Here is a 23,248-nt window from a genome sequence, read left to right on the forward strand (position 1 = left end):
AAAAACTCATTCTCTTCCTTAAGACGTCGAATCTCTTTGTTCTGTGCCTTAACGTGCTGGCGTAAGGTGATAAGCTCCTCGGTCAGTGACATGGCGCTTGTTGGCGTCTGTGAACCTGGCCCCAGGTCTAACTTACCGAGTCGGCAGGATCTCATCCAAGAATACAATGTATTCTTGGGAATGCCGAGTTCCTTAGCTGCCTTAGACTGACCAATTTCTTTTCCCAGCTTCACGGCCTGTATCTTATATTCTGGATCATATTGTCTATTCTTTGCCATTTTTTCGTCTCCTCCTGACTCTTTGATTAGCTTAAATCCTTGTGAATCAGTTGTCAACTAAAACTATACAATATCAATTCGTGTTCAGGACCGAAAAAACCATCCTACCCGTTGGGAAAGGATGGTTTGGTTATTATTCATCTGCTAAAACAGAACTAAGCCTGATGGGCTTTGGAGACTTCTGCTAATTGGACAAAAGCATCCATATCATTCATCGCCAAATCAGCCAGGATTTTACGGTCGATATCAACATTTGCCTGCTTTAAGCCAAACATGAACTTGCTGTAGCTCATACCCTGCATTCTAGCAGCCGCATTGATACGGGTAATCCATAAACGTCTGTAATTCCGTTTCTTTTCCTTACGTCCTCTGTAGGATGAACGCAGCGCACGCATGACGGCTTCGTTCGCGGGACGGTAGAGCTTGCTTTTGGCACCATAATAGCCTTTTGCAAGTTTCAGTATCTTTTTATGTTTCTTTTTGGCATTAACGCCTTTTTTAATTCTTGCCATTAAAATGTTCCTCCTTGCTCGCTATTATTTCAATAACATTTTCTTAACAACTTTAGCATTGCTAGGTACTAAGTAGCTTGCTTTTCTTAAATCCCTTTTTCGCTTAGGGCTCTTTTTATTCAGGATGTGGCTCTTAAATGCCTGTTTGCGTTTGACAACACCCGACTTCTTTACTTTAAAACGTTTTGCAGAACCACGGTGTGATTTCATCTTTGGCATGATTCTTCCTCCTCTCTGCACTTTTATTTTTGAGTTTTAGTTTTTATAATAAAGTATATTCAAGAATATACGATATAACGCTTACTTATCTTTCTTCTTCGGAGATAAAAAGATCGACATATTCCGGCCTTCCAGCTTAGGATTCTTTTCAACGGTACCATACTCATCTAACCGTTTCGCAAATTCCAGCAGCACGCCTTTTCCCTGTTCAGTATAGGCCATTTCACGCCCTCTGAATCGAATGGTTAATTTAACCCGATTCCCCTGTTCCAGGAATTTAATGGCATTCTTTGCCTTAACCTGAATGTCATGCTCCTCAACACGGACAGACATACGGATTTCTTTAATGACCACTGCTTTCTGATTTTTCTTTGCTTCTTTGAGACGTCGCATCTCTTCGTAGCGGAATTTACCATAGTCCAAAATCTTACAGACTGGTGGCTTGGCATTGGGTGACACTTTGACGAGATCAAGATTCTTTTCATCAGCGATACGCTGGGCTTCTTTTGACGACATGACCCCGAGCATATTCCCATCGGAATCGATGACCCGGATTTCCCGGTCACGGATGCGTTCGTTGATTTCGTGTTGAATGTCTTTAGCTATTGTAATACACCTCCCATTGGGTAAAATATAAAAGCAGATGGACATAGTCCACCTGCTCATTCAATCATTAAATGATATAACCTCAATGCCTGTGGCATTAGGTGAGAAGTGGACACTTCTACTTCGTTACTCAATTAGTTTACCTGTTCATGTCCGACTTGTCAAGGATTATTTTAAGGTTAATCCCTTGGACCCAATTCCTTCTTTAAGCTTTGCCTTGAAAGCTTCTAATGTTAACTGTTCCTGCTCTCCCGTATCCCGATTTCGAATGGTCAGAAGTTCACCTTCCATTTCCTTGTCGCCAATCACCAGCATATAGGGTACTTTTTGCATCTGGGCTTCCCGGATACGGTAGCCAATTTTTTCGTCACGGAAATCGATATCGACCCGAATATCATTTTCCTGGAGCTCTGCAGCGATTTTCCGTGCAAAGGCATCGTGCTTATCCGATACAGGGATCAGTTCAACTTGAACAGGTGCTAGCCACAACGGGAATTTCCCAGCAAAATGTTCAATCAGAATACCGAAGAAACGCTCGATGCTACCAAAGATGGTTCGGTGAATAATGACCGGGCGATGCTTTTCCCCATCACTTCCGACATAGGTTAAATCAAAGCGTTCTGGCATTTGGAAATCCAATTGAATGGTCCCACACTGCCAGGTTCGCCCAATACTGTCTTCCAGATGGAAATCAATTTTAGGACCGTAGAAAGCGCCGTCACCTGGATTAATCACATAGTTTATCCCTTTGGCTTCCAATGCCTCCCGGAGGGCTTCCGTGGCGGTTTCCCAATCTTCATCATTCCCCATGGAATCTTCTGGACGCGTGGATAGCTCGACCTTGTATTTAAAGCCAAAGATATTATAGACATCATCGGCTAATTCAATGACAGATGTCACTTCTTCTTTGATTTGGGACTGCATCATAAAGATATGGGCATCGTCTTGGGTAAAGGTTCGGACACGCATCAGTCCATGGAGGGCGCCGCTGAGTTCATGGCGGTGGACCTGGCCTAATTCCCCGGCCCGGATGGGCAATTCCCGGTAGCTATGCTGTGTGCTATTATAAACCAGCATCCCACCAGGACAGTTCATGGGCTTAATGGCAAACTCCTGGCCATCAATTTCAGTAAAGTACATATTTTCTTTATAGTGGTCCCAATGGCCGGAGCGCTTCCATAAATCTGCATTGAGCATAATAGGTGTCTTTATTTCAACATAGCCCCGGCGCCGGTGTTCCTGGCGCCAGTAGTTTTCCAGCTCGTTTCGTACCACCATTCCTTTGGGGTGGAAAAAGGGGAAACCCGGGCCTTCTTCGTGAAGGGAGAAAAGTCCCAATTCCTTACCAAGCTTCCGATGATCCCGTTTTTTTGCTTCTTCAAGACGTTCTAAATGCTCATCAAGCATTGATTTTTTAGGGAAAGCAACCCCATAAATCCGTTGAAGCATCTTATTGTTGGAATCGCCATGCCAATAGGCCCCTGCTAAACTGAGGATTTTAAATGCCTTAATCTGAGAAGCATTTAAAAGATGGGGCCCGGCACAGAGATCTGCCCACTCTCCTTGCCCATAGAATGAAATAACAGCATCCTCGGGCAAATTGTTAATTAATTCCGTTTTGTAGGTTTCCCCTTCCTTTTCCGCCCATTCCAAGGCTTCCTTTCGGGACATTTCATAATAGTTGATATCCGGGGCTTCCTTAACAATTTTCTTCATTTCAGACTCAATGGTTTTGAAATCCTCGGGGGTAAGGACGTGTTCCATATCAATATCGTAGTAAAAGCCATTATCAATGGCGGGTCCGATGGTTAGTTGGGCATCGGGCCAAATCCGTTTGATGGCCTGAGCCATTAAATGGGACGCGGAATGCCAAAAGGCATGCTTTCCGCCAGCATCTTCAAAGGTTAATAAATTCAGTTGACAATCTTCTGTAATGGGCCGACGCAAATCAATGACCTTGCCGTCGACCTCACCAGCCATAAGATTCCTTGCTAATCCTGGACTGATATCCTTGGCAATATCGTACACCGTTGTACCAGAAGCATATTCACGAATACTTCCATCTTTTAAAGTAATATTCATTGTGCTACTTTCTCCTTTTTATTATAATACAAAAAAATCCCTTTGTGACGTCATAATCACAAAGGGACGCAATTAACGTGGTTCCACCCTTTTTGGCATTTCTGCCCACTTCATTCCCGGGGTAACGGAGATCCTCCGGGCCAGTATTTCCCCTGGCCAACTCCTGGGCTGGTCATCATTAGTCCTTCTCCCAATACTTCCAGCAGATGTATTCGGTCTCTGTAAAAAAGATACTCATGAACGTCCCAATCATCATTTTAAATCATTATAGACAAAATGATGCAATTAATCAATTGTTTTTTGAAAGAAAAAGGCATAGAATATGAAATAAAGATTTTTTTGAGAGGAGTCGATTTATTGAACGTTGATTTTTCGTATATTATTGGACCGTTGATTGGTGGTATCATTGGGCTCATTACCAACGGCATTGCCATCCGCATGCTTTTTAGGCCCTTACATCCGATTAAATTTTTTAATCACACCTTACCTTTTACACCAGGGATCATCCCTAAGGAAAAGGCCCGTATTGCAAAATCCTGCGGGGATGTTGTGGGTGAGATTTTAATTAATGAAAGTGTCCTGTCTGAAAATCTGCTGTCTGTGGAAATGGATAATAAAATTTCCGGATTTTTAGATCATCTCGTTGATGATTATAAGGAGAGTACGCTCACTGTCCAGGACGTATTATGTAAGGCCTTTGATACTGATCGAACAGATGCTTATATTGAAAAGGCACAAACGGGTTTGATTGAACTTATTTATAAAAAAGCCTGCTCTTTGGATCTAGGCGCTTCTGTTGCCGAGGCCGCTATCGCTGAAGTCCAAAAAAACCCCCTGTACAGCACCTTTTCATTTCTCATCAGTGAAGACGCAGTTATTGGAATGAAAGAAAAAATCCGGGTCATGGTCGATGACATGGTTTTTGATCAAGGGAAGGATTTAATTTCGGAAGCGGTCGTCCGTGAGAGTGACGGACTGCTCCACGTTCGCTTAGTGGATCTCTATGAGGACTATGGGCATAAAATTCCAATCATTAAAAAAAGGATACTTGGCCTTTATCATACCATCGTTCAAAATTCTTTAGCGAAGATTCTGCAAGCTGTGGATCTCTCTAAATTAGTAGAAGATCGTATTAATGGCTTTGATGTTTTAGAACTGGAACATATTCTTTTGGGGATTATGAAAAAAGAGCTCAATGCCATTGTGTGGCTCGGAGGGCTTTTAGGCTTGATTATGGGATTCATTATGAATTTCTTTTAAAGGCAATGTTTCCAAACCATTGAAATTACGTTATAATAAAGGAAAGCTTTGGAAAGGAGATTTACATGGAAGAACAAAAGTTTGATGAAATGATTCGTGAGACTGAGGCAGAGAATGCTCAAAAGACACCACAGAAATACACTGACCCAGAAAAGAATAAAGGTGCGTGGAAGGCAAAAATCATCGCAGGGTTGATCTTTGCTGTTGCACTCTTTGGATTTGGCTTCTATTTTGGGGTCAAGTATGGCATCCAAATGTACCGTATGAGCTACCAGATTTCCCTCTTTTTAGCTTGGTTCCTCCCCTTGCTCATCATTCTTCTCATTATTGCCGCTGTGATTTATTTCAAGGTTCGCAAGAAATTAAAAAACGATTAAAGACAAAACCTCAATCATCCTTTCCCAAACATTCTGGGATGATTGAGGTTTTTCATTTTTTATAAGAAATTCAATGGATTCACAAAATCCCCATTTGAATTCATAAAACTTAAATGAAGATGGGCACCAAAAGAAGCCCCTGTATTTCCCACATAACCAATGACTTGTCCCTGGGTAACATACTCCCCTGCAGATACTGCAAGTTCATTTTGATGGGCATACAGCGTGGTATATCCATCATTATGAGCGATCATAACATAATTACCATATCCCTTGCTATACCGTGCTGAAATCACACGACCACTTGCCGCCGCGTAAATAGGCGAACCAAAAGCGGCGCCAATATCGATTCCCATATGATCGGTACTCGCCCCTTCTCCAGGGGATTCCCGGGGACCAAAGTAATCTGTGATGGTATAATAATCCGATGGCCATCGATACCCCGTCGTCGCGGCGCCACCGCCGGAACCACTGCCTCCGGTTCCGCCAGTATCTCCAGAGGTACTGCCACCGCCGGAAGAGCCGCCATCACTTCCTCCTTCTGATGGGCCAGGTGATGTATCGACCGAACCCGCTGTATCCCGTACAATAGCGGACAACTCTGCCTCTGCTGCTGCAATTTCAGCGTTTCTTGTGGCCAGCTCTTCCCTGGCGGATTCCAAAACGCCTCCATTTTGAGCCAACAATGTTTGTTGTTGAGCCTTGATATTTTCCTGTCCGACTAAAAGCGCCTGCTGTTCACTTTTGGCTAATTCCACAGCGGCACGCTGGGATACCAACTCTTTATTTTTTGTGTCTATGGTAGATAATGTATTTTTGACTTGATTCACCGATTTTTGGTCTGCCGTCATGATTGAGGCAATCATATCAATCTTTGTCAGGAAATCCGTCATCCCCGTTGAGGAAAAAAGAATTTCCAGGTAAGATTCATTACCATACATATACATGACCCGCAGGCGCTCCTCTAGTCCAAGCTGCTGTTGTCCTAAGGTTACATTCAAAGTATCTAATTCACCCTGCGTCGACTGCATGCTTTGGTTGAGGGTATCAATTTGGCCGTTGAGTGTGTCCATTTGGGTCTGTAAACTTGAAATGGCAGAATTTGATTTTTCTAATTCAGAGTTGATTCCCTCTATTGTGGTTTGGGTCATATCAATTTGATATTGAGCTGCGGCGGCCTTATTCTGGGCCTCTTTCTTTTGTTGTTCTAACTCTGCCTGTGAAGCTGCAAGGACTCCTGGCGCCAGAATAGAAAAAGAAAGAATCAGCATGACTAAGAGACTAAATTTTTTCATCATACACCTTTTTTTATTATGCTATTATCAATCATTCATTCTTTCCTAAAAATACCAATTTCCACCGATATTAACAGAGCCACTGGTTTGATAGCTTCTGAAACTCATATATGGATGGCTTCTGACACCACCTTCCATACAATCCCGTACGGCCTGTCTTACTTCAGGGATTTCTGCTCCGAGATATTGTGTGTAATAACCATCCAAGTAAGAAGCAAACTGTCCTGGTGCCGTTAAAACGCCTAAAGCCGTTGAACCACCCCAGGCCCCGGAATCCACCCGGTTCATTACACAGCTGATAACCGCCAAGGATCCCTCATAGGAGGTACCGCCTTCATGGGCAACAATGGCACAGATTGTATCAAAATCCGATGCACTTGCACTCTGAGTACCATTTCCAGCTGTAACTGATGAGCTACCACCTGCGGCTGAAGTCACATTTTTACTATTCTCATAGGTTGCCTGTGCTTCTGTATTGGACGCTAAAAGCTGCTCCTTTTGCAGTGACAGATTGTCAAGTATTGCTTGATTGCTTTGCTGTGACTGAGATGCCATAATCAACATGGCATGCTTTGTATTGAGAAGCTGCGTTTTTTCCTCTATTTGGGCACGAAGGGCCTTTAAATTGTCCATAACCTGGCGATCTGCCTTTAAAATAGAGGCAACCATATCTGCCCGGGTAAAGAAGTCCGTTAAATCTTCAGATGTGAAAAGCACTTCCAAATAACTATCGCCACCAAACATATACATGACACGCATCCGTTCTTCCAACTCTGCCCTGGATTGATCCATAATGGCGTTCATCGTATCAATCTCTGATTGCGTGGTACTGATTTCATCGGTCAGTGTGATAACCTGTGAATTGAGAGCTTCTTGCTGTCCCTGAAGTGTGGCGATGGAAGTATCGGCCTTTTTTAACTCAGCAACGATACCGTCGATGGTACTCTGACCCATGTCTAACTGTGTGGTTATCTCCCCTTCTGCACACACAGGATGGCATACTGCTAAGAAACAGAGTATCATCATGATTATAAATTGTGATTTTCTTTTCATAGGCAACCCTTTCAAAAAACCCATTAAGGGTCGTTGTTCATAGACAACGGCCCTTGATTCTTTATTGTTTTTCTAAACTGCTGTGTGGCCTCCAGCGAAAAATTACCATGGCGGCAATTAGTGATGAAATCATATGTAACATCTTCTTCCCTCCACTATGTTATTTTACTTTTTTAGAAATACCAGTTTCCACAAATATTAACAGAGCCACTGGTTTGATAGCTTCTAAAGCTTGTGTAAGAGTGACTGCGGACTCCGTTTTCCATACAGTCCTTAACGGCCTGTCTTACCTCGGGAATATCCGCCCCTAAATATTGTCTGTAATACCCATCAAGATATGAAGCAAATTGTCCTGGTGCGGTGAGTACGCTTACGGCATCACTCCCACCCCAGGCACCAGAGTCGACGCGATTCATTACACAGCTGATCACACCCATAGCACCTTCATAGGAAGTGCCACCTTCGTGGGCAACTATGGCACAAATCAAATCAAAATCAGAGGGATTAATGGATTCAGTGGCATTACCACCGCTATTTCCGCTATCGCCAGTGTTATCCTCTGGCGTTTCTGTTGGCGTCTCCGTATCAGGGGTTGGGGTTGGTTCTGGCTCGCTCGGTTTACTTTCCTCAACAACTGCCTTTTTAGTTCCGACTTCAATCACTTCGTTGACGGGATTTGTTGTTTCATCAGAAATCGTTTCCCGAGAAACTTCAACACCATCCTCATAGGTGACACGGACAACCAATTTATGGGAACCATTGACACCCTTAGTGAGGATATTATTAACCCCTTCATCTAAATCGGCATTTTCTTTTGTTTCCGTACTGAATGGAAGACTTGTTTCCGTGATGACATCTTCACTGGTTGTTGTTACCTTAGTACCAATTTGTACGACTTGGTTTATAGGTTCCTTTGTGACCTCGCTTGAGATATTCACCCGTTCCATTTCATTGCCATCTTTATAAGTTACCCGATCTGTAATGGTGCTCACACCATTTTCTCCCAAGGTCGTTACTTCACTACTCCCCTTTGCCAAGTCAGCATTTTGGACCTCTTGGGTCGCAAAAGCAATACTTTCAGTTCGGGTTTCATCCTTCGTCGTCACGCGTGTAACTTTGATGTTTGAAACATCGGTGGTTAATGCAGCAGCTGTAGCGGGGGTTACCAAATCCGCTGTACCAAGGGCGATGTTATTCTCGTTTAAGACATCCCCCACTGTTCCCGAAGATGAGGTAAAGACAATTTTTTGCCCATCCACTTCAATACTCCCGCTAACCTTCTGCTTGATGTTGACCTCTGATACATTCCGTACCTTTGCATCTAAATCAACGCTATAGCTATACTGATTTTCATCAACAGTATATCCTTCTTCCGTCAGAAGGTCACGCACCGTCAATTGGGTCTTCCCTGTAACAGACTTAGTTTGAACGCTTCCATTGGCTCCAGAATTCGTGTCATAGCTGATATCCACACGTTTGTTCATGTTAGCAAAGCAGGTCATTCCGGTGAGTACAGCCAGAATCGCGATGACTATAAATGCGATGATCTTCTTTTTGTTCTTTGCGATAAATTCCATGAGTCTTCCTTTCTTAATCGTCCGTGTATACGAACAGTTAACTTGAGATGTCTAAATGGTAACAGGATTGTATCATTTCAGCAAGAAGGTCTTTTGGGAAATAACATTGGAAATAATCCTATAAAAAAAACGCTGTTTTACCAGCGTTTTTAGTGCGTAACGTTACTTTTGATTATGTTTCTTTACCTTTTTAATTCTAAAGTTTTCTTCTCGGTCCTTTTCTTCGATGCTCTCTTCAATATATTTAATCGTCGTTTTAAGCTTTGGGATCTGAATTTTATCCAGTGCATTGGCACTTTTTTGTGTTTTTTTGATTTCCACACTGAGTTTAAAGGCTGTTCCTTCAATTTCTGCCAACCGATAAGAAAGCTCTTTCACCTCATTAAACTTGGCTATTGCAACATCTAACGCTGGATTATTTTCATAAAATCCATAGGGCAGGTTGAGCGCTTCTTTAGCGGACTCTGGAATAACCAATTCCGGAATATCGACTCCCATAACACTACGGGTCCGTGTATCAAAGGGGGTTTCAGGAGGAATGGATAAGGCGAACTCATCAAGGTGATTCAATCCCATGCTTATGGTCACCTGCTGTAGCGCAATATAAGCCTCTTTAAACGTCTCCCCTATTTGAGTTTCAATTTCTTCAGACTGCTGTACCAACTTCATAATCTCTTGAATCAAGACAGTTCTTTTTTTATCTAAAAGATTATATCCTTTGGTTGAAAAAGAAAGACGTGCCTTGCTCTTGATCAAGTTGGCTTTTGTGGGTGTTATTTTTAAAGCCATAGGAATCGCCTCCCTATTTCGCTTCTAAAGAATACTTTTTCTTAGGCAGATATTTTTCAATCAGTTTTGGACTAAGGCGGTTGAGTTCTGTTTCTGGTAGAATGGTCAATAGCTTCCATCCCAGATCCAAACTTTCATAAATGGTCCGGTTTTCGTCAAATCCCTGGGTTAAGAATTCCGCTTCAAAAGCACGGCCAAACTCCATATATGTCTTGTCTGTGGCACTTAAATCATCTTCACCCATGATTTGGGATAAGTCCCGAACTTCTTGTACTCGGGAGTAGGCTGCAAATAATTGGTTAGCCAAATCCTGGTGATCCTCACGAGTATAGCCCTCACCAATACCATCCTTCATCAAACGGGACAAGGATGGTAAAATATCAATGGGTGGATAAATGCTACGCTGGAACAAATCACGGCTTAAAACAATCTGTCCTTCTGTAATAAAGCCCGTAAGGTCAGGAATAGGATGGGTGATATCGTCATTGGGCATGGTCAGAATCGGCAGGAAGGTAATACTCCCACTGCTGCTTTTAAGCATTCCGGCACGTTCATATAGGCTGGCTAAGTCAGAATACATATACCCAGGGTACCCTTTACGGCTTGGCACTTCTTCCCGAGCCGACGAAATCTCACGCAATGCTTCACAATATGCCGTGATATCACTCATAACCACCAAAATCTGCATATCCTTTTGGAAGGCCAGATATTCTGCTACTGTTAAAGCACATCGTGGCGCTGTGATACGCTCAGCCACAGGGTCATCCGCATAATTAACAAACATGACAACACGATCCATGACATTAGCTTCTTCAAAGGTTTTCCGGAAGAATTTTTCATCATCATGTTTCACCCCAATGGCCGCAAAAATAACCGCAAATTCTTCTTTGTAATCATCTGAAATTTTAGCTTGCCGAACGATTTGAGCCGCTAATTCATTGTGGCTTAAGCCATTCCCTGAGAAAATCGGAAGCTTCTGACCACGGATCAAGGTCATCAAAATATCGATGGAGCTAATCCCGGTTTGAATAAAATTACGAGGGTATTTCCGACTCATGGGGTTAATGGGAGCCCCATTAATATTGGCCTCTTCGTCCGAAAAAATATCAGCCCCATGGTCAATGGGTTCCCCAATCCCATTAAAGACACGCCCTAATAAATCAATGGAAAGGGGAATGTTGAAGGATTCACCGGTAAAACGGGTAATGGCATTTTCAGCAGCCAGGCCTGAGGTCGACTGGAAAACCTGAATGGTTGCCGTCTGGCCATCGATTTTAATGACCTTTCCCTTTTTCATCTCCCCGGTGGATCGATCCTGGATATTCACAACCTCACCGTAAAAAACATCGGTTACTTCTGATACTTCAATGAGTGGGCCGTTAATGTTATCAATGACTAAATATTCTCTTCTCATATTAACAGCCTCCTTTACGCTTCATATTTTTTGAATAGCTCATCATAAAATGTATCGATGTGCTGACGAATATCCTCAATGCCGGATAAATCCTCATTGGGTATATTGTATTTCATTTTAACAATCCGATCAAATATATCCTCATTATATAACACAGAGGTCGGAATTCCCTCTTTTAAACCGACTAATCCTTTTTCATACAGATAGTCGATAATTTTAAGCATTTGATACTGTTTTTCCAAAGGAACATAGGTATCTGTATCATCAAAGGCATTTTGCTGGAGGAATCCCAATCGAAGCAATCGGGAAATCTGAAGAATCCAACGCTGATCATCGGGGAGGGCATCTTCTCCGACAAGCATAACCATTTCCTGAAGCTTGTTTTCCTGGAAAAGAATATCCAGCATTTTATTCCGCAGGAGGATAGCATCTTCCGCCACATGATCTTCGTACCAGTCCGTTAAAAGCTTGACATAACCAGAATAGCTTTCCATCCAGTTGATAGCTGGATAATGTCTGGCGTAAGCTAAATTTTTATCCAAGGCTAAAAAAGTATTCACAAAACGCTTTGTGTTTTCTGTAACGGGTTCTGAGAAGTCCCCACCGGCTGGTGAAACAGCCCCAACGATACTGATAGAGCCCAATCGGCCTCCAATGGTATCAACGGAGCCTGCCCGTTCGTAGAATTCTGCGATACGAGAGCTCAAATAGGCAGGATATCCCTCCTCTGCCGGCATTTCTTCCAAGCGGCCAGATATTTCTCGAAGGGCCTCGGCCCAACGGGATGTTGAGTCGGCCATCATGGCGACATCGTACCCCATGTCTCTAAAATACTCTGCCATGGTAATCCCAGTGTAAATACTGGCTTCACGGGCGGCAACCGGCATGTTCGATGTATTGGCGATCATAACGGTCCGCTCCATAATGGATTGGCCTGATTTAGGGTCAATGAGTCCAGGGAAATCTTCAATAACCTCGGTCATTTCGTTCCCACGTTCCCCACAACCGATATAAATGATAATATCTGCATCGGACCATTTTGCCAATTGATGCTGGGTCATGGTCTTTCCGGTACCAAAGCCTCCCGGGATTGCTGCAGTACCACCCTTTGCGATGGGGAAAAAGAAATCGATGATACGTTGCCCGGTAATCAGGGGTTTTTCTGGTTCCCGTCGGAAGGCAGATGGACGAGGCTTACGAATAGGCCATTCCTGATACATCTTTAAGGGGTGCTTTTCACCTTCTGCATCCTTTATACTACAGATCGGCGTTTCTATATTATAACTGCCATCCACTACCATATCCACCACTTCACCCGAAAGGTTTGGAGGGATCATCAAGCGATGCTCAATCATCAGGGTTTCCTGGATGGTGGCAAAAATTTGACCCGGCTCCACCTGATCTCCCAGCTTGACGTTGAGGGTCACATCCCAGAGCTTGTCTTCATCAATGGACATCAAGCCAATGCCATCTGGAATAAATACAGGGGATAACTCCTGTATTTTTTCCAGCGGGCGCTGAATACCATCGAACATGTTTTTTAACATCCCAGGGCCGAGCTTAACGCTAAGGGGCAACCCTGTAGGATGGATTTCTTCCCCGGGCATGAGCCCTTCCGTTTCCTCGTATACCTGGATGGTTCCGATATCACCATCTAATACGATTACTTCACCGATTAACTTTTTATCGCCAACCATGACCATTTCACGCATGGAGAAGCTGGTCATATTATAGCCTGTGACAACAGGCCCATTTACCCCCTGGATAATTCCTTTGATTTCACTCATTATTCATCACCTGTTTATCCATGATTTCACTTAGCTTCATTCCGACATATTTGTTGTTATCACGGACTAAATTTGCCATTGAAAAATCACAATTAATACGATTATCCACATCCCGAACGATGATTCCACCAATGACTGATTTCGGTGTATCTTCAAAAGATAAATTATAGTCTGGTAAGCATTGCGTCGCCAAGACCTGAACAATTTTTCGATCCTCAGGGATACAAAAAAGGATGAGCTCTTTACGATTACCAAAGATACCTGGGACTTTTTTTAGACATTTTTCCAGATAAGCATTGTAAATCGGAGTACCGATATAATCCCGGGCTTCATTCCAAATAGTTTGTTTAAAATCCTCTAAAATGATGCTCCGCTGTTCGAGTAAGTTATTTTTAGACACGTTTTTTCCCTGAGCGATAATTTTGTTTTTGTCTCGAAAAATAACATGGTAATTTCGCTCCTCGATATTCCGTTTTTCATTTTTTAATCTTTCCTCAGCAGCCTCAATTGCTGCAGCTTTTTTCTCCTTTGCCGCATCAATGATTTCCTTCCCCGTTTCCCGTTGCTTTTTTAAAAGATATTGGGTAAAAACGCTGAGTTTCTGTTCAACTGATATCATAGGTTCCACTTCCTTTGGCTATATTATAACCCAACGGATTCTTTAATATATTGGGTTATAACCCCCTGCTGCCGCTCATATCCATAACGATCTGGAATGACAGTAATCAGGGGAAACAAATTTTTTCGTTTGCTCTCTAAAACAAGGTCTTCGATTTTAAGATAGGCCTTTTCAGTAAGATAGATAATGCCAATTTCAGGATTTTTAAGTGCACCTTTAAATGCTCTCTCAATATCCACGGTATCTCGCACATATATCCCCTGGATGCCAGCCAACTTCATCCCTAAAAAAGAATCCCGATTCTCACTGATAATGTAAGACTTCATTTTTTTAGAGACTACCAATAATCATGATAGAGATGATCAAGCCATAGATGGCAACCCCTTCAGCCAATCCAACGTAAATCAAGGTTTTCCCAAGGATTTTTTCATTTTCAGAGACAGCCCCTAAAGCGGCGGAACCAACAACACCAACGGCATACCCAGCCCCAACACAAGCGAGTCCTGTTGATAATGCTGCTCCCAGGTATCCTAAACCCGTCGCATTACTCGCATCTCCAGTTGCAGCTGCAACCGCTGTTGGTGCAAACATAATGAGAGCTGCCGCCATGGTTGGAATAAATCCACACAGATTGACACGGAGAAACTTTTTCAAACGCGGCTGATCTGAACTAGTATCTTTATAAATAAAGTAAATACCACCGGCAATTGTAGTGAGGACCAGTAAAGCTGCTAAAACTGTAATCATTGTTAAAACATTCATTTTTTACTCCTTTGAACTAAATGGTTTCATTTTGAATTTCTGTGTTTAGGGGAACAAATTCTTCCCCATCGCCAGTATAATATTTGCTGAATAACTCGTAAAACTGGAGACGCAGGCATTGAATAAAATCAATCAAACCTTCCAGAACGATAATAAGAATATTCCCAAGGATTAATACGACAATGCCGCCAAATCCGCCTCCAACCATTTCCGCCAGTGTTTCAAAAGCCATAAATAAACCAACATGGGTTAATGCAAAAGCACCAACACGGATAAAGCTTAGGGTATTACTCAGCATCCCAAGCAACATCTCAAATAATCCAAAGCCTGCTTCAACATAGTAGTCACCCGCAGTCGAGTCGTAAAGCTTCCGATGGCGAATCGTATTAGCAATGGGCTCCCGGAAAAGAACGAGCACTACAAGAACGGCCGCAACAACGTATAAGGGCAGCACTGAACCTGCTCCAATTGTGAGAGTCCCTAGTACACATACCAATAAGGTGATGTATAACACAAGACCAGCCACACCGCTGGGACCGAACCACCCTTCCTTAATGTCACCACTGCGGAGTTTGTTGATGATGGAATAGATATATCCGCAAAGGAGCATTGCAACACCGACGATGACGGCAGTAATCAAGATTGTATTAATTGAAGAAAACGGCCGAACCCAAAGCGTTGGCAGAAGCGTCTCATTTCCAAAGATACTGCCATAAATAAAACCAAAGATAATGGAGCTAATGGCCATTCTGGATAAGACATTTCCTAAATCCATTCCCTTTTTGCCTGCGATTATGCCGCCCAGCAACAGAACCAAGCCCTGTCCTACATCCCCGAACATAAATCCAAAACAAAATAAATACGTCACACTGAGAAAGGGGGTGGGATCTAACTCATTATAAGCTGGCACCCCGTACATTTTTACCAGTGCTTCAAAGGGCTTAAAAACCCAATTATTCTTCATCTTTGTAGGCGGTTTATTTGACTTATTCGCTTCACTAAACATCACAATCATGCCAGGATATTTTTTTGCAATTTCCTCTAATTTTGCCTTATCCTTTTTAGGAATCCATCCAGAAAAATAAAAATTATCCTCGGAAAAGGCCATATGCCGTTTCATGATATTGATATTAGCATATAGGGTCAGAACATTAAAAAGATTTTCCGCTTCCCGGCGATTATCATGACAATAATCCTGAATCTTAGACTCACATAATTCAATTTGCTTTTCAAGCTTAATGCGTTCAAGGCTTAGGTCCGTTAAAATATCGTTTGGAACCTTGGTATATTTTTGATCCAAGCCTTCAACCGCCTTAAAACCTAGTGCCTTCAGAATCCGACGTGTTTCAACTTCTAAATCCTTGGGTGAAATAATCAGGAAAACTTCTTCACTATCATTGTTTCCCACATGAAACACAATGGAGGTAACGGTATTATAAATACTTTTTAATCGAGCGGCATTATCCTTTGAAACAGAGCCTAAAACATAAGAGAAATATTCTAAGCCATCTAAATCAGCCATTGGGACATCTAAATCTTTGAGATAACTATAGGCGGTGATGCTTTTTTCAATTTCTGCAATCCGAGCTCGATTGGGTTCGAGAGCCATACATTCCGTGTTAATGAATGCTTCGTACTGCTTTTCCTGTTCCAGAACACTGCTTAGATTTAAATTCATGGACTTTAACTGTCCCATATTAAACTCAAGCTTATCATCATAAAGCGTGCTGAGTTTCTTAACCATGTCAACGAAAGGCTTTTCGTCCGCAACATCTTCGCCAGATTTCAGTCGGGCAAAACCGAGCAATTCATCAAGGTTCTCCTCACAAACTGGTAATGTAAAACGTCCTGCGTCAATCTCACTCATCGTATCAACAATTTGAATATCCTGATACAGGAACATATCTTTGGCAAAGGCATCGACGTCCGTAATCTTTCCGACAACGTTCATCATTAAAACATTTTCAATCGCCATAACTACTTCCTTCCACACCTAATCAAAGTAACGAATTAGGAATTTTTCTGTTTCTTCGATGCTCATGCGGTAACGCTTGCTTTCAATGATTGACGTGACATCTTCAATTTCAAATTCTGTCAATCGAATAAACGCAACCACCTTTCCAATACCTGAATCATTTTTATGGAATAGGTTTAAAAAGGCAAAATAGAGAAACCGCTCACGTCGGCGCTCCATATACAAATCGATGGTCTTTCGATGATTAAACAAGAATTTATATTCATCATAGCTTTCCATCATCTGGAGTAGGGTATCCATATCCTTTACCTCAGCCATCTTCTGAATCCCCTCCATTTTAATACGGAGTCCTCCACGAAGACTGTATGCCAGTAATTCTTCCCGTGATAAATTATAAAATTTCTTTCCACGATATAGCCAGATAAGGTTGAGCAGATCAATACCCTTTCTCATTGTGGTAATGAGCGCCTTATTTTCCCTCTGATCCAACCGATCCAAATACCATTTCAATTTGTCATAATAGTAACGTTCCAATGATTTCTCAATGGGGAATAAATCCTCGTCTATTGAAACTGTTTTATAAATTTCTAAGATTCGAAAATATTCTGTATGTACCAATACTTTTTTAAAACTTTCCCAATCACTCGCCTTCAATAAATGCTCAAAGTCGATATTGGTATACTCCTCTGAATAAACGAGCAAAGGTGCCAAACTCTCCAGATTTTCTCCCCTGGCCATCCCTCGAATCAAGATCCGCAATGCTTCGATATCTGCACGAATTAAAAAGGTTTTGATAAACCCTTTTTCCATTCCACTAAGATAATGAAGTATTTTTTCAATTTGCTGGATTTTCATTCGATTCAATGGGATTTCAACTGCCTGACGATGGACCTGCAGCGTATCGACATTCTTTAAAAAAGGAGCATAATACGTCTCGTTTTTTAAATAAGACAAAACACCCGCAACATCCGGCTCCCGAATTAATGCCTGATAATCGCTCTTTGTAAGCATCCGGGACTTCATCGCCATGACTTTAGTATCAACACAGGAATGTTTACTGTTAGCCATTAATCACCACTTCTTTTTCTAGATAACTAAATATCTAATCAACCTTCTGCAATAAGCTCTCTAAAACTTGCCTTGCATAATCCGCTTTCTCCAACTCGTACTGAGCCCTTGCCGATTCAAGATTATTCTTCATTTCTTGAATGGTCAGTTCTTTTTCTGTTTGGGCTTTTTCAATTTCTATTTGATAATTCCTCGCACTATCTTCCTTGGCTTTAGACAGGATTTCAGATTCGCGCTTTTTAAGATCAGCCTGGGTATCCACACTGATTTTTTCCGCCCGCGCAATCGCGCTTGCCTGAATTTCCACAGCCCGTTTATCCAAACTAACAATCTGACGAATTACACTATTCATCGACACATGCAGGACCTCCTTTTCTATTTAGAAATATTGTCTACATTATAGCACTTTGAAAAATCTTTGCAAAAGCTTTTTCAGGATACCAATGAGTGAAAAGGGATTCTTATAGAAATTACGGAAATTGTCGTAAATTTCTACCAAAAAATTCCTGTTTTCAAGTTTTTCTTAAAGAATTTTTACAGTATTTTGTTTCACATAGCGATAAAAACAGGAAAAGGTCCGCACAATGGGACCTTTTCCTGTTAAATGTTGCGTTTTGTATTAAAATAATCATTCTTTAAGCATCATTAAAGCGATTCGAACGCATTAATCACGATGCATCGAAAATTTTGTACGATCTACCGATTTCAGATTCTCTGTAATTTGTCTTTCTTGCGCTTTTTTTATCAGTAAATCTCGATCTTTCTTGCTTGCCATTGGATCCTTCATTCGACTTGGTCCGCCGACACAACCACCCTCACATGCCATACCTTCGATAAAATCATCCTTTAATCGACCGGCCTTTAGTAATGCTAATGCCTTTTTACATTCCCCCGCTCCGTTGGCCGCACAGACCGATAAGGATTCGTGCTCTGCACCAATTTCATCAAGATAAGCGAGAACTGAAGATGAGACACCACCCGCATTCCCATAACGCTTACCATAGACAGTTGAGGCCTGATAAGAATTTTCAGCAGGCTTTAATACCACTTCCTTTGCTCTGAAAATAGCCCTGATCTCACTGTAGGTTAAGACATAATCTGCATTATCAACAATTTTTTGATCGACAACCTCAGACTTTTTAGCAACGCAAGGGCCGATAAAAACAGTCATTGCGTCTGGATCCTGGGACTTGATCATTCGAGATATGGCGCACATGGGTGAGACCGTTGTGGACACATGCTGTGCTAATTCCGGATAATGACGATAAATCATATTAACGAATCCTGGGCAACAAGAGGTTGTTTTCTTCTCATTCTTTTCGAATGCTTCATACCACTCTAGGGCTTCGCTTTCGGTTGTTAAATCGCCACCCAACCCGACTTCAATCAAATCGCTAAATCCGACTTCTTTTGCCGCAATTCTAAAACTTTCCATAGTAATGTCTGCCCCAAATTGTCCCTCTGTAGCTGGGGCAAGCATCGCATATATTTTTTTCCCTGATTTTAATGCCTCAATAACATCCAGCATAAAGGTTTTTGTCCCAATGGCTCCAAAGGGACAGCTATGAATACAGGCACCGCACCGGATACAGCGTGCCTCATCAATGACTGAAACGCCATATTCATCGTAGGTAATGGCGTTGACCGGGCAACTGAATTTACAGGGGCGTTTTAGATAAGCAATAGCATTATATGGACAGGCCTTTGCACACTTACCACATTCTTTGCATTTTACAGGATCAATTTTCGAGCGGGTTTCCCCTTCCGTAATGGCATCGAATTTACAGGCATTGATACAGCCCTTCCCCAAACAATTCTGGCAATTATCCGTCACCACGTAACTAGATATAGGGCAATCCTCACAGGCTGAGCTGATGACCTGAATGACATTTCCATCGTCAACCCGTCCGACAGCTTTCCCCTCAGCAAGGCGAATACGTTGACGGATAATTTCTCTTTCTTTATAAACGCAGCACCGGAAATGCGGAATAGGTCCAGGTATCATTTTTTTAGGTAAATGCTCCCGTTCCTTATCTAAGGTTCCCTCAAAAGCGAGTCGTGCGACTTCATATAAAACATCATGTTTAATCTTTAAAATATTAGTATCTGCTGCCATATTATTCCTCCATGACTATCTCAGCAATCCACAGTCAGATTTCAACCGTATTTACTCTAATTGATAGATGGAAGATTGTCAAAGGGTTAACAAATATATATCTGATAATTTAGGGCAGTTTTCTACTTTCCCAATTTTTATGGCAAAATATTATCTTTTTGAAGCCATATCATTGGATTTATGGGCACACACATCAACAGCCTGTATAATGGCACTGCGAAATCCTGATGCTTCCAATGCCGCCACCGCATCAATGGTAGTTCCTGCGGGTGAGCATACCATATCTTTCAGCTCCCCGGGATGCTTGCCGGTTTCTAAAACCATTTTGGCCGATCCTACGACTGCCTGTGCTGCAAATTTATACGCCTGCTGTCTTGGCATCCCATGGGCTACGGCACCATCCGCCAAGGCTTCAATAAACATAAAAACGTATGCCGGTGATGAACCACTTACCGCAGTAACGGCGTCCATTAATGTTTCCGGAACAATTTCTGCTTGACCGAAGCTCTCGAAGATATCCTTAATTTCCAACACTTCATCCTTTGTTACCTGGGTATTTGGAGAAAGGGCGGCCATCCCTTCCCCGACCATGGCAGGTGTGTTTGGCATTACACGAATGAGCTTTACGGGGTGGCCAAATCGGGATTCATTCGTTGCAATTGTCTCTCCGGCACCAATGCTCACGATAATCGTTTCATCCTTGACAACATCTTTAATTTGATCAATAACCTCTGGATAAAACTGTGGCTTAATCGCAAGAAACAGAATATCGGCAACCTCGGCAACAGGGATATTATCCTGGGACGGCACAATACCACAGCGTGTTCGCATTTCACTCAGTGCTTTAGAATTCGGATCTGACACATAAATTTGTTCTGGACCATAAGAACCTTCCTGAATAATCCCAGTAATCATCGCCTGAGCCATATTTCCACAACCAATAAAACCAATTATATTATTCATCATCGTATCTCCTCGTTACTTTATTATTTTCATCTCATTTTACTCCATTTATGTTAGAATAACAAGACGGATAAAATCAGAAAAAAGCATTGACTTTTTTCTGTATTAAGATTAGGATATTAATATCCGCTATGGAGAAGTATCGAAGTGGTCATAACGAGCCGCACTCGAAATGCGGTTGTCCTCCGGGGCACGTGGGTTCGAATCCCACCTTCTCCGCCATTTTATATTGGGGGCATAGCTCAGTTGGGAGAGCGATACGTTCGCAACGTATAGGTCAGGGGTTCGAATCCCCTTGTCTCCACCAAAACCGCCGTGCAAAGCGGGTTCCAGCCTTTGGGACCTGCTTATTTTTTTACTTTTCCCGCATTTTCCCGCATCTGAGGTTATTTTCCTTCCAAAAGTAACCTTTCGTACATCGCATTCGTTATTTCCGCTGCGGCATCCTTTAGCTGAGGCATAATATGGACATAAGTATTGATGGTTATTTGTGGCGAACGATTGCCGAGGAGTTTAGAAATTATCAAGACATCTACATTCTCCTCAAAAAGGCGTGTTGCAAAAGTGTGTCTCAAATCATGGAATCGGTAATCCTCATTGATCCCGGCCTCTTTTAGAAGCTTCTTGAAAGCTCTTCTCTGATTCTGTGGATCTAAATGTGTTCCCAGAGGCGTGCAAAAAACTAACGTTTCCTCATCTTGAATTAGGCCAATACGATTTAGGACTTCTGCTTGTGTAATTTTATATCGTTTTAAAATGCAAACCAAGACCTCAGGTATTCGATTGATACGAATAGACCCATATGTTTTTGGATCATCTGTCATTCCCACGTAATGCCTTTTCCCTTCATCTGGATTGTTGGCATCCATGACATAACTATATGCTTTATCAATACTAATCTTTTGTAAGATAAAATCAATATCACTCCATGATAATGCAAATAATTCTCCCTGTCTTAAGCCAGTATCAATGGCAGTACGGTATAGAGCTTCTTCCATTCCGCCCACCTTGTCAAAGTATGTGACTAATTTTAAATGATCTTCAACAGTTAGTGGCATAATTTTTCGTTTAGGATTCTGCCTTTCTTCGGCGGTTAGCCGGGGTAGTTTCAGGAGAGAGGAAAAATCTCTTTCTAACGCTCCAGTTGCATAAGCATACCGGATACATGGTGAAATCATCTTATGAATATTTTTTACAATGTTTGCCGATTTGGTTTTATTTAAAAGCCATTTATAGTAAGCTTGAACCACTTGAACATCCAAATCATACATTTTAATATCTGCCAATGGCGAATTGAAGATATGGTTTTTACTATTATAATAGTAGCAATCAATTGTGCGAGGTTTTTTTCCGACATAATGGACATTTGTAAGCCATTGTTTAAAATAAAACCCAAATGTAGTCTTTGGAATTTCAACTTTATTAATCCGCATTCCTTCAATCCGGTCTATTTTTTCAATTAGTTTCTTCTTTGATTTTGAACTGATTTCCCTCCTTTTTCCAAAACTATCTTTATATTCATAGTAGAAGTACTTTTTCCCATCCTTAACACGATTTTTAATATTATATGACATTTGGTTCCCTTCCTATTTATATGCGAAAATAAATAGGGTTACAACCTATCTTGCAGAAATCATTCTAACACAGATATGAAATTAAAATCAGAATGATTTAATTCGATCTTCTAATTGTTTATCGATATAGCCTTGTAGTCGATTGGCGGCAATAAACCAACGAGCACCTATTTTTACCGCCGGAAAAGAACTGTCTTCGCGGCATAAGCGATAAACTAAATCTGTACATACGTGTAACATTTGAGATGCTTCATTAACGTTAATTAAATCTAATTTTTCCATTTGTCACCCCAGTTCAAAAATCAATAATTTAAAATGGTTGATGGTTTTAAAATAAAGTTCAAATTTGAACTTCCCTCAAATCCACGCAAAAACATCCAATTAAGATGCTTTTACCTAGATTTGAAATAAGAAGATTAGTTTATCACGTCATAATGGATGGACTCAAGTTGCTGCTAATTATTATGTCTAGCTATTGTCCCCCGAAGGTTCTTCCTCCCGCACCGTTGTCAGATGCCAGTACCCCGACTCTCCCCAGCCTAAAACTGGATCATTAATGTGGATATCGAGTGCTACAGTATTAAAGGTCATTGCGCTCCCATCACTACAACGGTTTACCCTCGGTACTCATTGGATCAATGGATGATCATACTCTATCAAGGTCGCTACTCCCCCCATCGGTCACCTTTTACGGCTCCTCAAGCAAGGGCGATTAATACTGCGTTTCCCATACGGACTCTATCTTGTTATGAAAGATCATATTTAAGAGGATAACAGGAATTGCACCTATTCAAGCCACTGGGATCCTCATATATAGATGCCATTTTCTATAATGGTGCGCTTGTCAAGACAAAAATCCGAAGGATTTATAATGAATAATAGGCAGGTGTGTTAGTAAGGTGTGGGAAGGCAAACAAATGAG

The 23,248-nt window shown here is 41.8% G+C and carries 24 protein-coding genes, 2 tRNA genes and 1 other annotated feature; of the genes, 4 read left to right on the top strand and 22 right to left on the bottom strand.

Annotated elements, in window-relative coordinates; all coding sequences use genetic code 11:
• The 5 genes from BLW33_RS12785 to thrS all read right to left on the bottom strand — a co-directional run.
• On the bottom strand, positions 1 to 278 hold a 278-nt coding region (locus BLW33_RS12785; RefSeq protein ID WP_090309571.1), incomplete at its 3' end, for a transposase.
• Positions 279 to 433: 155 nt separating this feature from the next.
• Positions 434 to 790: a 50S ribosomal protein L20 gene (gene rplT / locus BLW33_RS12790; protein WP_090243063.1), complete on the bottom strand. Its 357-nt coding sequence runs from the start codon at positions 788 to 790 to the stop codon at positions 434 to 436.
• Positions 791 to 814: 24 nt separating this feature from the next.
• Positions 815 to 1,009: a 50S ribosomal protein L35 gene (gene rpmI / locus BLW33_RS12795; RefSeq protein ID WP_090309574.1), complete on the bottom strand. Its 195-nt coding sequence runs from the start codon at positions 1,007 to 1,009 to the stop codon at positions 815 to 817.
• Positions 1,010 to 1,090: 81 nt separating this feature from the next.
• Positions 1,091 to 1,660, bottom strand: coding sequence for a translation initiation factor IF-3 (infC, locus tag BLW33_RS12800; protein ID WP_090309577.1), 570 nt, complete (start codon positions 1,658 to 1,660; stop codon positions 1,091 to 1,093).
• Positions 1,635 to 1,745: a sequence feature (ribosomal protein L20 leader region), on the bottom strand. It overlaps the preceding gene by 26 nt.
• 38 nt (positions 1,746 to 1,783) lie before the next feature.
• Positions 1,784 to 3,697, bottom strand: coding sequence for a threonine--tRNA ligase (gene thrS / locus BLW33_RS12805; protein WP_090309579.1), 1,914 nt, complete (start codon positions 3,695 to 3,697; stop codon positions 1,784 to 1,786).
• A 357-nt stretch (positions 3,698 to 4,054) separates the two neighbouring features.
• On the opposite strand from thrS, the gene BLW33_RS12810 reads away from it, so the two are divergent.
• The gene (locus BLW33_RS12810; protein ID WP_176966735.1) at positions 4,055 to 4,957 is read left to right on the top strand and encodes a DUF445 domain-containing protein; all 903 of its coding nucleotides are present in this window, start codon (positions 4,055 to 4,057) and stop codon (positions 4,955 to 4,957) included.
• Between the two features lie 65 nt (positions 4,958 to 5,022).
• Positions 5,023 to 5,334, top strand: a complete 312-nt coding sequence (locus tag BLW33_RS12815) for a hypothetical protein (protein ID WP_090309586.1) — start codon at positions 5,023 to 5,025, stop codon at positions 5,332 to 5,334.
• Positions 5,335 to 5,393: 59 nt separating this feature from the next.
• Here the strand turns inward: BLW33_RS12815 and BLW33_RS12820 are convergent, their stop codons facing one another.
• The 14 genes from BLW33_RS12820 to proC all read right to left on the bottom strand — a co-directional run bounded on the left by BLW33_RS12820 (position 5,394) and on the right by proC (position 20,752).
• Entirely contained in the window at positions 5,394 to 6,632 is a 1,239-nt protein-coding gene (locus BLW33_RS12820; protein WP_090309589.1) for a murein hydrolase activator EnvC family protein, read from the bottom strand.
• A gap of 42 nt (positions 6,633 to 6,674) precedes the next feature.
• Positions 6,675 to 7,655 (bottom strand): coiled-coil domain-containing protein, encoded by a 981-nt coding sequence (locus BLW33_RS12825; RefSeq protein ID WP_242911680.1) that lies wholly within the window; start codon positions 7,653 to 7,655, stop codon positions 6,675 to 6,677.
• Positions 7,656 to 7,855: 200 nt separating this feature from the next.
• Positions 7,856 to 9,259, bottom strand: a complete 1,404-nt coding sequence (locus BLW33_RS12830) for a G5 domain-containing protein (protein ID WP_090309591.1) — start codon at positions 9,257 to 9,259, stop codon at positions 7,856 to 7,858.
• Positions 9,260 to 9,421: 162 nt separating this feature from the next.
• Positions 9,422 to 10,048 (bottom strand): V-type ATP synthase subunit D, encoded by a 627-nt coding sequence (locus BLW33_RS12835; protein WP_090309594.1) that lies wholly within the window; start codon positions 10,046 to 10,048, stop codon positions 9,422 to 9,424.
• A gap of 13 nt (positions 10,049 to 10,061) precedes the next feature.
• Complete coding sequence (locus BLW33_RS12840; RefSeq protein WP_090243088.1) at positions 10,062 to 11,462, bottom strand: V-type ATP synthase subunit B; 1,401 nt, start codon at positions 11,460 to 11,462, stop codon at positions 10,062 to 10,064.
• 14 nt (positions 11,463 to 11,476) lie between these two features.
• Positions 11,477 to 13,249 carry a V-type ATP synthase subunit A gene (locus BLW33_RS12845; protein WP_090309597.1) on the bottom strand — a complete coding sequence of 591 codons (1,773 nt, stop codon included), beginning with the start codon at positions 13,247 to 13,249 and terminating at the stop codon, positions 11,477 to 11,479.
• Positions 13,242 to 13,868: a V-type ATP synthase subunit E gene (locus BLW33_RS12850; protein ID WP_090309600.1), complete on the bottom strand. Its 627-nt coding sequence runs from the start codon at positions 13,866 to 13,868 to the stop codon at positions 13,242 to 13,244. The genes BLW33_RS12845 and BLW33_RS12850 overlap by 8 nt, the downstream gene beginning before the upstream one ends.
• Before the next feature lie 23 nt (positions 13,869 to 13,891).
• Positions 13,892 to 14,194 (bottom strand): V-type ATP synthase subunit F, encoded by a 303-nt coding sequence (locus BLW33_RS12855; RefSeq protein ID WP_090309603.1) that lies wholly within the window; start codon positions 14,192 to 14,194, stop codon positions 13,892 to 13,894.
• A 4-nt stretch (positions 14,195 to 14,198) separates the two neighbouring features.
• On the bottom strand, positions 14,199 to 14,630 hold the full coding sequence (locus BLW33_RS12860) for an ATP synthase subunit C (protein ID WP_090309605.1): 432 nt from the start codon (positions 14,628 to 14,630) through the stop codon (positions 14,199 to 14,201).
• A gap of 16 nt (positions 14,631 to 14,646) precedes the next feature.
• On the bottom strand, positions 14,647 to 16,605 hold the full coding sequence (locus BLW33_RS12865) for a V-type ATP synthase subunit I (protein WP_090309608.1): 1,959 nt from the start codon (positions 16,603 to 16,605) through the stop codon (positions 14,647 to 14,649).
• Between the two features lie 18 nt (positions 16,606 to 16,623).
• The gene (locus BLW33_RS12870) at positions 16,624 to 17,673 is read right to left on the bottom strand and encodes a V-type ATPase subunit (RefSeq protein ID WP_090309611.1); all 1,050 of its coding nucleotides are present in this window, start codon (positions 17,671 to 17,673) and stop codon (positions 16,624 to 16,626) included.
• A 34-nt stretch (positions 17,674 to 17,707) separates the two neighbouring features.
• The gene (locus tag BLW33_RS12875) at positions 17,708 to 18,025 is read right to left on the bottom strand and encodes a hypothetical protein (protein WP_090309614.1); all 318 of its coding nucleotides are present in this window, start codon (positions 18,023 to 18,025) and stop codon (positions 17,708 to 17,710) included.
• Between the two features lie 312 nt (positions 18,026 to 18,337).
• Positions 18,338 to 19,789, bottom strand: a complete 1,452-nt coding sequence (locus BLW33_RS12880; protein ID WP_090309617.1) for a 4Fe-4S dicluster domain-containing protein — start codon at positions 19,787 to 19,789, stop codon at positions 18,338 to 18,340.
• A 150-nt stretch (positions 19,790 to 19,939) separates the two neighbouring features.
• Entirely contained in the window at positions 19,940 to 20,752 is an 813-nt protein-coding gene (proC, locus tag BLW33_RS12885) for a pyrroline-5-carboxylate reductase (RefSeq protein WP_090309619.1), read from the bottom strand.
• A gap of 133 nt (positions 20,753 to 20,885) precedes the next feature.
• Here proC and BLW33_RS12890 point away from each other — a divergent pair.
• Together BLW33_RS12890 and BLW33_RS12895 are read left to right on the top strand one after the other, a co-directional pair.
• Positions 20,886 to 20,974: transfer RNA gene (locus BLW33_RS12890), tRNA-Ser, on the top strand.
• A gap of 9 nt (positions 20,975 to 20,983) precedes the next feature.
• Positions 20,984 to 21,059: transfer RNA gene (locus BLW33_RS12895), tRNA-Ala, on the top strand.
• Between the two features lie 79 nt (positions 21,060 to 21,138).
• On the opposite strand, the gene BLW33_RS12900 is transcribed toward BLW33_RS12895, so the two are convergent.
• The 3 genes from BLW33_RS12900 to BLW33_RS14490 form a co-directional block, all read right to left on the bottom strand.
• On the bottom strand, positions 21,139 to 22,326 hold the full coding sequence (locus BLW33_RS12900; RefSeq protein WP_090309621.1) for a tyrosine-type recombinase/integrase: 1,188 nt from the start codon (positions 22,324 to 22,326) through the stop codon (positions 21,139 to 21,141).
• A gap of 87 nt (positions 22,327 to 22,413) precedes the next feature.
• Positions 22,414 to 22,608 carry a helix-turn-helix domain-containing protein gene (locus tag BLW33_RS12905; RefSeq protein ID WP_090309623.1) on the bottom strand — a complete coding sequence of 65 codons (195 nt, stop codon included), beginning with the start codon at positions 22,606 to 22,608 and terminating at the stop codon, positions 22,414 to 22,416.
• Positions 22,609 to 22,794: 186 nt separating this feature from the next.
• On the bottom strand, positions 22,795 to 22,917 hold the full coding sequence (locus BLW33_RS14490; protein ID WP_278286209.1) for a hypothetical protein: 123 nt from the start codon (positions 22,915 to 22,917) through the stop codon (positions 22,795 to 22,797).
• Between the last annotated feature and the right edge of the window lie 331 nt (positions 22,918 to 23,248).

The organism is Eubacterium aggregans (assembly GCF_900107815.1).
Lineage (GTDB): Bacteria > Bacillota > Clostridia > Eubacteriales > Eubacteriaceae > Eubacterium_O > Eubacterium_O aggregans.

Excerpts from the sequence above, each read along its gene's own strand:
- BLW33_RS12855 (WP_090309603.1), bottom strand. The coding sequence starts at position 14,194 with ATGAAGTCTTACATTATCAGTGAGAATCGGGATTCTTTTTTAGGGATG.
- BLW33_RS12830 (WP_090309591.1), bottom strand. The coding sequence starts at position 9,259 with ATGGAATTTATCGCAAAGAACAAAAAGAAGATCATCGCATTTATAGTC.
- BLW33_RS12875 (WP_090309614.1), bottom strand. The coding sequence starts at position 18,025 with ATGAATAGTGTAATTCGTCAGATTGTTAGTTTGGATAAACGGGCTGTG.
- rplT (WP_090243063.1), bottom strand. The coding sequence starts at position 790 with ATGGCAAGAATTAAAAAAGGCGTTAATGCCAAAAAGAAACATAAAAAG.
- thrS (WP_090309579.1), bottom strand. The coding sequence starts at position 3,697 with ATGAATATTACTTTAAAAGATGGAAGTATTCGTGAATATGCTTCTGGT.
- BLW33_RS12870 (WP_090309611.1), bottom strand. The coding sequence starts at position 17,673 with ATGGCTAACAGTAAACATTCCTGTGTTGATACTAAAGTCATGGCGATG.
- BLW33_RS12820 (WP_090309589.1), bottom strand. The coding sequence starts at position 6,632 with ATGATGAAAAAATTTAGTCTCTTAGTCATGCTGATTCTTTCTTTTTCT.
- BLW33_RS12840 (WP_090243088.1), bottom strand. The coding sequence starts at position 11,462 with ATGAGAAGAGAATATTTAGTCATTGATAACATTAACGGCCCACTCATT.
- BLW33_RS12845 (WP_090309597.1), bottom strand. The coding sequence starts at position 13,249 with ATGAGTGAAATCAAAGGAATTATCCAGGGGGTAAATGGGCCTGTTGTC.
- BLW33_RS12860 (WP_090309605.1), bottom strand. The coding sequence starts at position 14,630 with ATGAATGTTTTAACAATGATTACAGTTTTAGCAGCTTTACTGGTCCTC.
- BLW33_RS12815 (WP_090309586.1), top strand. The coding sequence starts at position 5,023 with ATGGAAGAACAAAAGTTTGATGAAATGATTCGTGAGACTGAGGCAGAG.
- BLW33_RS12835 (WP_090309594.1), bottom strand. The coding sequence starts at position 10,048 with ATGGCTTTAAAAATAACACCCACAAAAGCCAACTTGATCAAGAGCAAG.
- BLW33_RS14490 (WP_278286209.1), bottom strand. The coding sequence starts at position 22,917 with ATGACCTTTAATACTGTAGCACTCGATATCCACATTAATGATCCAGTT.
- BLW33_RS12900 (WP_090309621.1), bottom strand. The coding sequence starts at position 22,326 with ATGTCATATAATATTAAAAATCGTGTTAAGGATGGGAAAAAGTACTTC.
- BLW33_RS12825 (WP_242911680.1), bottom strand. The coding sequence starts at position 7,655 with ATGATGATACTCTGTTTCTTAGCAGTATGCCATCCTGTGTGTGCAGAA.
- proC (WP_090309619.1), bottom strand. The coding sequence starts at position 20,752 with ATGAATAATATAATTGGTTTTATTGGTTGTGGAAATATGGCTCAGGCG.
- infC (WP_090309577.1), bottom strand. The coding sequence starts at position 1,660 with ATGTCCATCTGCTTTTATATTTTACCCAATGGGAGGTGTATTACAATA.
- BLW33_RS12865 (WP_090309608.1), bottom strand. The coding sequence starts at position 16,605 with ATGGCGATTGAAAATGTTTTAATGATGAACGTTGTCGGAAAGATTACG.
- rpmI (WP_090309574.1), bottom strand. The coding sequence starts at position 1,009 with ATGCCAAAGATGAAATCACACCGTGGTTCTGCAAAACGTTTTAAAGTA.
- BLW33_RS12850 (WP_090309600.1), bottom strand. The coding sequence starts at position 13,868 with ATGATATCAGTTGAACAGAAACTCAGCGTTTTTACCCAATATCTTTTA.
- BLW33_RS12905 (WP_090309623.1), bottom strand. The coding sequence starts at position 22,608 with ATGGAAAAATTAGATTTAATTAACGTTAATGAAGCATCTCAAATGTTA.
- BLW33_RS12880 (WP_090309617.1), bottom strand. The coding sequence starts at position 19,789 with ATGGCAGCAGATACTAATATTTTAAAGATTAAACATGATGTTTTATAT.